The sequence below is a fragment of the Thermococcus sp. GR6 genome (genome assembly GCF_012027415.1).
GTDB lineage: Archaea > Methanobacteriota_B > Thermococci > Thermococcales > Thermococcaceae > Thermococcus > Thermococcus onnurineus.
Map to the genome: position 1 here is coordinate 807,443 of NZ_SNUM01000001.1, position 12,831 is coordinate 820,273.

A 12,831-nucleotide genomic window follows, 5' to 3' on the forward strand; every position below is an offset into this window, starting at 1 on the left:
ATGCGAACCCCGATCAAATCTCGCGAAGGTGGAGTTTGTTAGAATGGTGCGGGGGCGGGGATTTGAACCCCGGAACCCCTGCGGGAGTGGATCTTGAGTCCACCGCCTTTGACCAGGCTCGGCAACCCCCGCGCCGCAGGCGCGCTTTCACCAAACCGAACAATCTCCACAGCTGGCTCCAAATTCAAAGCCACCTTAAGCAGCCGCTCCACCGTACGGCTCACATTACCGAACCTTCCCTTTGCCGAACCTTCCCTTTGCAAGTGTCCAAACCTGCTCATCCACGGTTATAGTATGGCACTTCCTCCGCTGCTCAGACACCTCCACTCGAGCCGAACGGCCAGCAGCTGCCTTCCTCCGTGCACGTGCGTGCACACGCATACACATATCACCTAACCAAACTTTTAAGCCTTATGGTCAAAAACCATAGACACCAAAACTGCACCATTGTCCCGAAAAAGAACGCCTGTTTTTCTGGCCAAAAACAGACTACTTCCGGTGATCCTCGTGGCCAGCCGGGTAAAACGTGAAAATGAGGAACGAAAAAACTCGCCACACGAATAGCAACCTATTTCAAGAAGCATTACGGCATCGAACCAGACTCGTTGACTATTACACACTCGTTGACACGAGTTTAACCTACAAAGAAAACATCGAGAACCTTAAACGAATTTTGAACCAGCATAAGAAAATCCAGCGCTTACGTGATCAACTCATTAAAGAAATCCCCCAATACCGAGACTATTGGAGAGAATACGGAAGCCAGAGTTATGCCACTGACAAAAGCAAAAAAGCCAAGAAAGTATTCGACCTCGAAAAATCCAGCCTCAAAGACCTAGAACGCTGGTTGAGAAGCCCAAACAAATACGACATCCCCGGCATAGACACACCAGAAAAACCAAAACCCAAAAAGACAAAAGCTAAACGTTAGCGCTTTTTTGTTTTACGAGTTGTCTTCTTTCTTGTAGTTTTCTTCTTTGAAGGTTTTTTCTTAGTTTTCTTAACAATTGTCGCTTTTTGGAGAATCTTTTTTAATTCCTTTAACTCTTTATTAATATCCTTAAGATCCTTCTCAATTTTCAAAAACCGATTTTCATATTTTGGTACTGATTGTTTCTTAGTCTTCTTTTTTTTCTTTTTAATTACCATCACGATTCCTCCGCTTCTGTCGTCCCAATTAATGAGCGCTCAATCATGATCTGCAACTCCTTTAGCTCATTCTTGATATCACCCAGCTCTTGGTCTATCTTATCAAAATGCTTGTCAAAATTCTGAATATAAGTTTCATTTGCTGCTATCCTCGAATGATCCTCTATAACTATCCGTATCAAATAGAAAGCAACCGATGCACTGGCACCTGCCACCGTTGGAAAAACCAAGAAATTAGCAATAGAACTCCAATCAGCCATTATCACCACCTACAGCTAGAATACACTCTCAACACTTATATCAATATCGGTAAAAAACAAGCTAAAACCTCTTCTTACTCCTCTTTTTAGACATTCTATCTTCTCCAACTCATTGAAAAAACTCCAAAAACTTGCAGAATATGGGGAAAAATTATATAACTAAAAAATGGCATAAAAATTAAGGTGATGCTATGAAGTACACTAAACTACTATTCTCCGTTCTATTGGTGACCATCCTGGTAGTTGCCACAGCCGGCTGCATCACATCGCCAGAAGACACTGCCGAACAAACCAACAAAAATGCCGGAGTCACCGAAACTTCAGCTACCTCAAGCACCCCAACCTGGACTCCACGCGAATGGACAGCATATGACAGCACTGAAAAATTAGACTCACACCTATACATTGGCTCAATAGACATAGACCACACTTCCACCATATCAATGACCATAAAAATCCTGGATCCAAGAGTTGATACAATCTCATACATCGGTATAATTCCGGCCAGTGAACTAACTACCTGGAAACAATCAAAAGAAATCGCTGAATACAAATACCTGAACAAACACATCAGAAGCAACACCTTTACCGCAACGCTTGAACCCGGCTCATACTATTTTGTAATTGGCCTCGCAGATCCAGTACAAGAAACACTTGCCAGCGGAACCGAGGTCATTAAAGCCAGAAGTTACTTGGCAGTACCGCTCGATCTATCAGATACACTATACGTCATGAACCTAGAAGCATATGTCGACATCCGCGAAGACCTTGACATAGACATTGTATTCACAACACCAGAAGAATACAAAATCTTCACAGAAGGAGGGACCGCCAAAGCCATAGAATACTACAAAAAAGCCAAAAGCGGCTATTATCCACTCGCTGACTATCTCGAGCCAGGCCTATACTACTTCATCCTCGACAACGGCTATTCACTACTCACTAAGAAAACCGTCGACTACAGAATAACCTCTGATGTAATCTATCCGGCCACAGTCCACATCACAATCAAAGTAAAAGAAAAAAGCTAACACTTTTTTATTCTTTTTATCTGCCTTTATGACTTCCATAATCTCCAAACCAAGATATCTCTATATTTCAATACCATACACTATCTGACTTCTTCTAGAATCGTGACTTCGAAAAATCGAAAAAGGAAAGAAACGCATCTCAGACCTTAATCGGCGCCCCAAATGCTCTGTCTCCAGCATCGCCAAGGCCCGGCAGGATGTAGCCTTTTTCGTTGAGCTCCCTGTCTATCGCCGCGACGAACATCTCCACGTCGGGGTGAGCTTCCTTTATCCTGCTTATTCCCTCTGGAGCGGCCAGGACGCCGACGATGACGTAGCGCTTAGCCTTTCCGTACTTCTTGACCTCGTCGAGAACCTTAATCAGCGTCGAGCCTGTCGCTATCATAGGGTCGGCTATGATGACTGTGTCTTTCTCAGTTATTTGGGGCACCTTGACGTATTTCATCTCTATTTCGAACTTCGGAGCCTTGCCGCGGGAGGCTGAGACAATGCCCACGCGGGCGTGGTCGAAAACCTTAATGAGTCCCTCCATAAGAGGTATTGCTGCCCTCAGAACGGTTATTATGACAACGTTACGCCTGTCGGCAATGAGGATCCCGTCGGTCTCTTCGAGGGGCGTCTTTATCTTGATCCTCTCCGTCTCCATTGTCTTGGTTATCTCGTAGGCCATGTATCTGCCAAGCTTGACAAGACCCTTCCTGAAGGCTATCGGGCCTGTGTTCTCATCTCTCAGCTCAGTCAAAATCTCCATAATGAATGGGGAGTCCTCAAAAGAGTAGACACCTTCCCAGCGTTCGTCCCTGATCATGCCATCACCAAAAGGGGGTTGGGGAGGGGGTTTATTAGTCTGACTCCTGATTTGAGCTGCTGATTTTACCCCCATGATTTTAGATTCGAATATTTACTTATAATTCGCAAGAAAGTTTAAAAAATTATCGGTTCTTACTCGTGAAGGCAGGAAACTTTTCACGAACATCTTTACTTAACGACTTTTCAGGCCCTACCCTTTGGGGGGCAAAATAGGAGGGTATTACCATCTTTCAATGATCCTTTTCATCCATGTGCCCCGCACGAACCATATTAATGCAACACCTGCGGCTATAAAGTTGCTCAGTCCCATGCCGAAGAAGACGCCCTTGCTGGTGAAGTCAAAGAACTCGGCAAGGGGTATCGTGAGTCCGAGTATTGTTATCGCCGGTATATATCCAAAGGCGTAGCTAAGAGGTACTCTGAGCCCCCAGAGGCGCAGTATGCTCAGCGTCATGCTCTTTTTGGTATGGCCGGCACTCCTAAAGACGTTGGTCACGACGACAAAGATGCCATTGAAAAATGGGACTGAGATGAGGAAGTACTTGAGCACTATCTCACTCTCTGCTATAACGGCTGGATCATTGAGGAAGATGCGGAAAATATCCTCCCGGAAGATCCCTATCAGGAGGACTGAAAGCGAGGCTATCGCGAAGTTCACCATCATTGTCCTCTCGGCTATCTTTTTGGCCCTCTCGTACTGCTCCGCACCAACGTTCTGGGCGACCATTGTGCCCATTCCCATTCCTATTCCCCTTGCTATACTCGTGAGGACGTTCACGAGGCGAGTGGTGATTATATAGGCAGCGTAAGCTACATCGCCGAAGCCAAATATAATCCTCGTCAGAACTACGAAGCCAAAATTATTTGCCGACTGCCCGACACTCGAGGGCAGTCCTATGCGGAATATCTTGCCGTAGAACTCCAGATTGGGCTTGAGGCTTTCAAGTGTCAGGTGAACCCCAACCCTACCGCTGAAGAGGAGGTACGCCCCGATGAGTGAGCCAACGCTGTTGGCCGTTATCGTTGCCAGAGCGGCTCCCTTTATTCCCATCTCCGGAAGGCCGAGCCAGCCGAAGATAAGTATCGGATCAAGAATTACGTTTATGGCAACCGTTAAAAGATTGAGCTTCATTGGCGTTTTGGTGTCACCAACCGCCCTCAGGAGGAAGCTGAAGGCGAAGCTGGTGAATGCAAAGGGTATGCCGAGGAAGATTATTCGGGTGTAGGCCAGGGCGTAGGGATAGACGCTCTCCGAGACCTTCATGAAATGAAGCGCATAGGGGGTCACGAAGTAGCCGAATACGCCAACGATTGTCGCAAATATGAGGACAAGGGAGTAAAGCGAGCCAGCTGCATTGTTGGCCTTGTCGTATCTTCCGGCTCCAACATACTGGCCTACCAGAGCAAAGCCGGCAGTTGCAAAGCCCATGCCTAAAGCCATGAGAGTCCCTATCATTGGCCATGCCGTTCCAGGAGCTGAAAGTTCTGCCCTACCAAGGCGTCCTAACCAGAAGGTATCCGTGAGGTTGTAAAGAACCTGCACTAAGTTGTTGATTATTAGGGGAAATGAGAGCGCAAAAAGCGTCTTCTCGATGGGCCCTTGGAGTATCTCCTCGCGCATTTTCTGAACTTTTTTGCCCCCCATGTTCAATCAGACCGCAATCGAAACGTTGATATAAAAGGGTTATGGTACTTTTTCTATTATTTTTCTCATCCAGCTTCCCTGGAGGAACCAAGCGAGGGCAAACAGCGCGCTGAGGATGTTGCTTAGCCCCATACCGAGCCAGACTCCAATGGTGTCATTCAGGAACAGCCCGAGACCGTAAGCGAGAGGAATTCTCAGGATCCAGAGCCTTATCATGCCAAGCACCATGGCCTTCTTAGTGTGGCCAGCGCTCTGGAAGACGTTGCTTACCGCGGAGAGTATGCCGAAGAAGGGCAGCGAGACCGCGAAGTACTTCACGAACTTGACGCTCTCCGCTAAAACCTCTGGGTCCTTTAGGAAGAAGCCGAATATCTGCAGCCTGAAAACGATGACTATGGCCGTTCCAGCGCTCAGGATTATGAAGTTGATGAGCATCGCTTTTTCGGCTATCTTCTTGGCCCTCTCGTACTTCTCTGCCCCAACGTTCTGACCTACCATCGTACCCATGGCCTGGCTTATGCCGTTGGCAAAGGCGAACATGAAGTTGATCAGCCTGTTGGCTATGCTGTACGTTGCGAAGGCTACAGTTCCATAACCGTATATAATCCTTGTAAGCACAACAAAGCCTAGGGCATCCGTGGAGAAACCAACGCTTGATGGAATGCCTACCCTGAAGATACGCTTGTAGAAGTCCCAGTTCGGCTTCAGGTTTTCCAGCGTTAGGTGGATTCCAACCTTGCCTGTGAAGAGCAGGTAGCCGCCTATGAGCGAACCGATGCTGTTTGAGACCATCGTAGCCACAGCCGCTCCGACGACACCCATCTCTGGAAATCCAAGCCAGCCGAAGATCAGAAACGGGTCAAGGACTATGTTAAGGAAGACAGTGAACGCGTTTATTTTCATCGGCGTTTTAGTGTCTCCTATGGCCCTCAGGAGGAAGTTAAAAGCGAAGAGCGTAAAAGAGAAGGGTATTCCGATGAAGACTATCCTCGTGTAGCTCAGGGCATAGTCATACACCTCAGGCGTGACGTTCATGAAATCCATCGCCAGAGGCGCTATCAGAACACCGACGACCGCCACAATGGCAGAGAATATCATCATGAGGGAATAGAGGGAGCCCGCCGCTCTGTTTGCTTCGTCGTACCTCTTAGCTCCCACATACTGGCTCACGAAGGCGAAGCCTGCTATTGCGAAGCCCATCCCTATGCTCATGAAGAACCACACGAGGGGCCACGCGGTCCCCGGTGCAGAGAGTTCTTCCCTGCCGAGCTTACCGAGCCAGAAGGTATCCGTGAGGTTGTAAAGAACCTGCACTAAGTTATTGATGATGAGCGGGAAAGCTAACTTGATGAGGGTCTTCTCCACGTGTCCCTCGACGATTTGCTGCCTCATCGCATCTATTTTGTCCCTTCTGTCGCCGTCCATATCAATCAAATGAATGTCGAAACGCTAATATAAAAGCCTTGCCGTGGATAAAGAATCCATTTCTGTTTTTCGGAAAACCGGAGAATGCGTTAAGTCACGGAAGATAGAAATCAAAGGGGATAGAAAAGAAGGAAGCGCAGAGCGCTACTTGAAGAGGTTCACTCGAAGAGCCTCTTCCTGGCAGCCTCAAGCATGAGCTTCTGCTCTTCCCTGGCGACGGTCTTCCTGACGAGCTCGACGGCGTCCGGGTTGGCGCTGACGCTGTCGATGCCCATCCTGACGAGGAGCTTGACCATCTTCGGGTCGCTGCCGGCCTGGCCGCAGATGCTGGTCTCGACGCCGTACTTCTTGCAAACCTTGATGACGTTCTCGATGAGCTTGAGAACGGCCGGGTGCTTCTCGTCGTAGAGCTTGAAGACGCGCTCGTTGTCCCTGTCGATGGCGAGGGTGTACTGGGTGAGGTCGTTGGTACCGAAGCTGACGAAGTCAAGGCCCTCCTTGATGAGGTCCTCGATGATGAGGGCTGAAGCCGGGGTCTCGATCATGACGCCCCACTCGACGTCCTTGTGCGGAATGAGGCCAACCTCCATGGCTATCTCCTTGGCCTTCCTTATCTGCTCTGGGTGGCTGACGAGCGGGAGCATGACACCGATGTTGTCGTAGCCCTCGTCAACGAGCCTCTTGATGGCCTTGAACTCGGCCTTAAGGAGCTCAGGCTGGTCGAGACCGCGCCTGATGCCTCTCCAGCCAAGCATCGGGTTCCTCTCTTCTGGCTCGTCCTCGCCACCTGGGAGCTCGCGGAACTCGTTGGTCGGAGCGTCAAGGGTCCTGTACCAGACCCTCCTCGGGTAGAAGGCCTCAACGACCTTCCTGATGCCCTCGACGAGCTTCTCAACGAGCTCTTCCTCCCTGCCCTCCTTGATGAACTTGATCGGGTGGGCACCGATGCCGAGGATCATGTGCTCAGCCCTGAGGAGGCCAACTCCGTCGGCGCCGGTGGCGGCGGCCCTCTCGGCGACCTCCGGCATGGAGACGTTGACCTTGACCTCGGTGGCGGTGATGAGTGGAGCACCGGCAACGACGACCTTACCCTCGGCCTTCTCTTCTTCGCTCTTAACGAGGCTCTTGACTATGCCCTCGTAGACGACACCCCTGGTACCGTCGACGGTAACGAGCATGCCGTCCTTGAGGACCTTGGTAGCCTCCTTGGTACCGACGACGGCCGGGATGCCAAGCTCCCTACTAACGATGGCGGCGTGGCATGTTCTTCCGCCCTCGTCGGTGACGATAGCGCTGGCCCTCTTCATGGCCGGAACCATGTCCGGGTTGGTCATGGTGGTGACGAGGACATCGCCCTCTTTGACCTTGTCTATGTCACTCGCGTCGAAGATGACGACAACCTTACCGGCACCAATGCCCGGTGAGGCTCCAAGACCCTTGAGAAGAACCTTCATCTCCTCGGTCATCTCGGCCTCCTCCGTCTTAACCTCCTCCTTAAGGGTCGTAATCGGCCTGGACTGGACGATGTAGAGCTTGCCGTCGTCCTTGTCGTAGGCCCACTCGATATCCTGCGGCCAGCCATAGTGCTCCTCGATCCTGGCACCGATCTTGGCGACCTCGAGTATCTGCTCGTCAGTGAGGACCTGCTTCTCAACGTACTCTGGGCCGAGATACTCGGCGGTCTTAACGGTGACGGTTCCCTTGCCGGTCTCGGGGTTCTTGACAATCATTATCTCCTTCTTGGCGATGTACTTCTCCTTGATCTTCCAGGTACCCTTCTCAACGATGTACTCGTCCGGAGAAACGGCACCGCTGACGACGGCCTCACCGAGGCCCCAGGCGGCGTTGATCATGATCTCGCTCCTGTCGTTGGTGACAGGGTTGGCAGTGAACATGACACCGCTGGTCTCGCTGTTGACCATCTTCTGGACGACGGCGCTGAGGTAGACCTTGCTGTGGTCAAAGCCCTGCTTGGCCCTGTAGAAGGTGGCCCTTGCAGTCCAGAGGCTGGCCCAGCAGCGCTTGACCTTGTCGAGAACGTCGTCCTCGCCGTAGACGTCGAGGTAGGTCTCCTGCTGGCCGGCGAAGGAAGCCTCTGGAAGGTCCTCAGCGGTGGCAGAAGAGCGGACGGCAACGTAAACGGCGTCCTTGTTGAAGCGCTGGCTGAGCTTCTTGTAGGCGTCAACAATCTCCTTGGCTATCTCCGCGGGCATCTCCATGGAGATGATCTTCTCCCTTATCTTAGCGGTGTTCTCCTGGAGCTGCTTGGAGTCATCAACGTTGGTTCGGGTGATGATGTCCAGAATCCACTCCTGAAGGGTTCTACCATCCTCAACGCGGACGTTCTCAACGAAGTACTTGTAGGCCTCAGCAGTAACACAGAACCCGGGTGGAACCGGAATACCTGCGTTGGTAAGCTCACCAAGGTTTGCACCCTTTCCACCGACAAGGGCAACGTCCTTCTTTCCAAGATCCTCAAACCACTTTATAAACTTGTATTCGCTCATACGAATCCCTCCACAGTTGTTTACTGCGGGTGATATATAGAAAGTCTATATTTAAAATTAACTATCCAGTGATGTTCGGTGGCGTACAGAAATGATAGAAACTCCAAATGTACGCATTGGATGGATAAAGGTATCATAATTCTTTATTCTTTTTTGCGGAGCTCACGAAGTTTTTTCTGGAAATGTTTTTTGAATTTTTATATTTTTCGCCCATTCCCACAAATATCCTAATGCGACGATACTATTTGTAATTGCCGAGCACAATAAACAGAGAAGAAATGAGGAATATCTAATTAAATTTCAATCAATGAATGAAGCTCTAGCAGTTCGTTTAGCATCCCTATGGCTTTATTCCAGCCGTAGGCGTAACTGAAGTGGCGGTACATAGTTAAAACGGCGTCTAGTGGGTGAACTTCCCTGTTGGGATCAAAGGTGTTGAAGATGAACTGTATCGTCCTGTTTTCATCCTCGGTGAATCCAGCGACGTGGTATATATAGGCCATTTGAGCGTAGGTGGCGCGCGAGTAGGCGTACTCAAACTTCTCAGCCTTTAGCTTTCCACTCTCTTCCTGCTGATCCCTCAGCCACTCCGCGGCCTTCTTTATCGACTCGAGAACTGTCTCATTGCCCGTCAGCTGATAGTACCTGGCGAGGCCTGAGGCTATCGCCACGGTCGTTCCCACGTTATCGTTCCAGCTGCCTCCTCTCTTCTGCTCTTTAAGTATCTCCTCAAGCACGTTTTTCTCAGTGGTCTCGTTGAGTATTCCCAGCTCCTTGTAGAGAGGAAGTAGCATGGCATTGACGACAAGTGACCCCTTCTCGTCCTTCGGCGTCGTCATGAAGTAGTCTTCCATCTCCCGGCTCTCGAGGAGCTCAATTGACTTCTCTTTACCATCGAAATTGATGTCCCTCAGGGGTTCAAGGGTGTATGCCGTGTAGAGCGTGAAATCATTCGGCGGAACGCCCCACGGGAAGGCTCCGTTGTCCATCTGCTTGTAAGAGAGCCATTGGAGGAGCCAGTCGGTGCGTTCCTTGAATGCCTCATCTCCCGTCTTCTCGTAGAGCCTCGTGTAGAGCTCTACCATCCAAGCGTTGAGGTTGAAGTAGGCCTTGTAGCGGTCATCGAAGTCTGCGTAGTTGTAGCCGGTCCAGAACTTTTCCAGGAAGTTTACGAGAGGCTCATAGGTTCCGGTGTAGTTCAGAGGGAAGGGATCCACCGGCTTCAGTTCAGGCTCCGGAATGAAGCGGTATATCTGGGCGTTGCCGTTGCAGAACTCGAGCTTGAAGTGGGTATCGTAGGGGGCGTATTCCATGAGGCCGTACTTGATGAGGCCGTAGCTCAGTCTTGTCTTGTCCACGAAGATGTAGCTCACGTTGTATTTCTTCATGAGGAAATAGACGCGCTCCCTCTGATTGGAGCTGAACATCACAACGTGGTCGTTGTACGCCTGACTCGCTTCCATTGCCGTTGGCGCCTCACCAAAGAAGCCCTGATAGACTTTTTTCCAGATGACAACATCCTTCCTATGGGTGTTGCCTATGATGAGATATCCCATGTCCCACCAGACGAGTATAGTGGCGTTCTCGGGGGTGTTGTCGATAACCCACTGATAGGCCTCCTTGTCGCTAATTGTCGGTGGGTTGATGTACTTTAAGGCACCGTAGGTTCCTTGGGCGAAAGGAACGAAGAGCATCAATATGATAACTGCCGTTGCGAAGCTCTTCTTTGCTGTGACCTTTCTGATCCAGCCCGCTCCGAATCCCCTGACATCCTCAAAGGATTCCCTGAGGAGTAACGCCATCCTTGGGAATACTTCGTCCATCAGGAAATCGGTGGCCATGGCAGCGAGAGGTATCGTCGCGTAGGGGTCACGAAAGCGGAAGGAGATACCGCCGGCGAGCATAAATGCCCAGGCCCAAAGGGCAAAGCCCCTCCTTATGGGATCTTTTTCGAGGTAATATTTCGTTCCGAGAGCGCCAAATACGAGCTGGATGATCCCTATCCACTTGAAGTAGCCCAAGAAGCTGACTTCCGTCTTCTGCAGCCTCAGGAAGAAGTCCGCAACGAGGGAGTTAATGAACTCGACCTGGAGGTATGCTATGTACGCCAGAACTAGCAGGGCTAGGAAGTAGTGGAGGTTCCTCTTTACCGTTGGCCACAGGTAGGAGAAAACTATCAGTGCTGCCGCCATCATGAAGAATATCCATCCCCTATGGGTGAGCATGTACACCCCAAGCAAAACGCCAAGGATTATCAGATACTTGAGACGCCTGGTCTTCAGGAACTTTATCAGGAACAGCAGGCTGAAGGAGAACATTGCCAGTCCGAGGTTCTCAGGGATGTAGAGCCCAGTCCTGTATATGAAGTTCGGAGCGAAAGCTAAAAGCGCCGTCGCAAGGAGTGCGCGCTTTCTATCTTCCATGAGCTCTTTAAAGGCGAGATAGAAGCCAAACACAGCTATGGTGCCGTAGATGGGCGGGAGTATGAAGAATATGTAATCCGAGGGGAACAGCTTATACACTGCTGCTCCGATGATGTGGAAGAGCGGTGGGTAGCTGTAGGCCCTCAGACCGAGAAGGGATGGGATATCTTTTGATATCGCACTTAATCCCTGCTCGGCGAGCCTCAGTGTTATGTCTCTGTGAAGGTACTCGTCGTAGGTCGCCAGCAGAAGAGTCCTGTGAGGTATCAGCCTGATGATAAAAGACGCGACGAGGAGCAGTGGAAGGTAACGCTTTTCAGCCCTAGTTTTCATCTCACCGGCACCCCTCAAACCTTTTAAGCTCTCCCTTTAACATTAGTTGGTGGTAAAGTGAGGGGGTTAAAAATCTTTAGCCTCGCCTTTTTCAGTTATCTCCTCATCTCCCTCTATTCCAACTACTTTGACGGCGAGTTGAGGGAGCTAATTTATGCTAAGGGCCTTTCTCCCTCAATGCTACTGTTAGGCGTGGTTTATGCTCTGGCGTTCTTTGCAGTATTTGCCCTCGGATATTCAACCAGATTCAAGGTAAATCCTTGGTTCTACGCTCTGGGAATATTCGTGCTCTCATTCCTTGAATATCCCCTCGGCCCGCTGTTAGCCACCTTGCTCATTGTGGCTTATTGTCTCCGTATCAATGTGTACAACAGATTTGCAGTTCATGCTTTGGTTATTGCCCTTCTTATCCCGATTGGTCTTTATCTGGCCGTGGGTGTTCCTCTATTTGAGAAACACCTGAGGTATGAGCTGGTTGGACCGCTTGTCTTTTCTGCGCTTTTGGGGGCCCTCAGCATTGTGTACACAGACACCAGCACCAAAGTGAAGACTCTACTGTTCCTGATCTTTACCTTCATCTTCTTCCTCGGAACGTTCCGCTCCCTTATAGTGCTGATGTACCTCGCCTACGTCTTTGACCTGTACTCCCGCGGGATTTTCAGAGTTGATACAAAAACTCTGGGAAGTGGTCTCCTCTTGGGCCTTTTGGTGATATGGCTCAGCGGTAGCATCGAAGCAATTCTGATTAGGATTGGTTTTACTTTCTTAGTGTTTCACAACTTGGTTCGTCTTTCCCTTCCGACTGGCATCTTCCATGGGAGTCTGCTATTCAGCGACAATCCGAGGCATATGATTGCAGGGCTCTTTGGGGCGAGCGGCAACTACACATATTTCTTTTTCGGACAGGCAATTGCCGATTTTGGATTTTTTGGACTTCTGGAGGCTTTTTTGTTAGGTTTCCTCCTGAGGGAGAGTGAGAAAAACACAAAAAGTTTTGCATTTGTGCTTGCCATTATGATATACGCCCTCGATCCTGGAATCGATGCCTTCCTGCTGATATTCCTTCTGGGAACACTGTTGTTTCTAGAGGAGTAATCTGTACTGTTCCTATCCGGGTCAAGGCAGATTCTATGAAGAGTGTGGGAGTTACATCTCCCTACTATTAGATTCACTTTCCGTTTTATTGAGATTGACAAACTAGCATTCTAATGTTCAAAAAGAGTCACTGCTGGTGTTACAGGGTTAGTA

9 protein-coding genes and 1 tRNA gene are annotated in these 12,831 nt (G+C 49.8%); 2 read left to right on the forward strand and 8 right to left on the reverse strand.

The genetic code is table 11. The features are described 5' to 3' along the window. Positions 1 to 44: 44 nt before the first annotated feature. The 3 genes from E3E32_RS04525 to E3E32_RS04535 form a co-directional block, all read right to left on the reverse strand. A tRNA-Leu gene (locus E3E32_RS04525) sits at positions 45 to 132 on the reverse strand. 795 nt (positions 133 to 927) lie between these two features. Beyond that, positions 928 to 1,152 (reverse strand): hypothetical protein, encoded by a 225-nt coding sequence (locus E3E32_RS04530; protein WP_167730482.1) that lies wholly within the window; start codon positions 1,150 to 1,152, stop codon positions 928 to 930. Then, on the reverse strand, positions 1,149 to 1,415 hold the full coding sequence (locus E3E32_RS04535) for a hypothetical protein (protein WP_167730484.1): 267 nt from the start codon (positions 1,413 to 1,415) through the stop codon (positions 1,149 to 1,151). Before E3E32_RS04535 ends, E3E32_RS04530 begins: the two co-directional genes overlap by 4 nt. Before the next feature lie 185 nt (positions 1,416 to 1,600). On the opposite strand from E3E32_RS04535, the gene E3E32_RS04540 reads away from it, so the two are divergent. Then, a complete protein-coding gene (locus E3E32_RS04540; protein WP_167730486.1) occupies positions 1,601 to 2,440 on the forward strand; it encodes a hypothetical protein in 840 nt (279 codons plus the stop codon). 139 nt (positions 2,441 to 2,579) lie between these two features. Here E3E32_RS04540 and upp read toward each other — a convergent pair whose 3' ends face one another. The 5 genes from upp to E3E32_RS04565 form a co-directional block, all read right to left on the reverse strand. Further along, a complete protein-coding gene (gene upp / locus E3E32_RS04545; protein ID WP_167730487.1) occupies positions 2,580 to 3,248 on the reverse strand; it encodes a uracil phosphoribosyltransferase in 669 nt (222 codons plus the stop codon). 222 nt (positions 3,249 to 3,470) lie between these two features. After that, a complete protein-coding gene (locus E3E32_RS04550; protein ID WP_167730988.1) occupies positions 3,471 to 4,895 on the reverse strand; it encodes an MATE family efflux transporter in 1,425 nt (474 codons plus the stop codon). A 39-nt stretch (positions 4,896 to 4,934) separates the two neighbouring features. Continuing rightward, on the reverse strand, positions 4,935 to 6,320 hold the full coding sequence (locus E3E32_RS04555) for an MATE family efflux transporter (protein ID WP_167730489.1): 1,386 nt from the start codon (positions 6,318 to 6,320) through the stop codon (positions 4,935 to 4,937). Between the two features lie 158 nt (positions 6,321 to 6,478). Beyond that, on the reverse strand, positions 6,479 to 8,827 hold the full coding sequence (ppsA, locus tag E3E32_RS04560) for a phosphoenolpyruvate synthase (RefSeq protein WP_167730491.1): 2,349 nt from the start codon (positions 8,825 to 8,827) through the stop codon (positions 6,479 to 6,481). A 293-nt stretch (positions 8,828 to 9,120) separates the two neighbouring features. Then, entirely contained in the window at positions 9,121 to 11,583 is a 2,463-nt protein-coding gene (locus tag E3E32_RS04565) for a glycosyltransferase family 39 protein (protein WP_167730493.1), read from the reverse strand. Positions 11,584 to 11,640: 57 nt separating this feature from the next. Between E3E32_RS04565 and E3E32_RS04570 the strand changes: the two genes are divergently transcribed. Beyond that, on the forward strand, positions 11,641 to 12,678 hold the full coding sequence (locus E3E32_RS04570) for a hypothetical protein (RefSeq protein ID WP_167730495.1): 1,038 nt from the start codon (positions 11,641 to 11,643) through the stop codon (positions 12,676 to 12,678). Positions 12,679 to 12,831 lie beyond the last annotated feature (153 nt).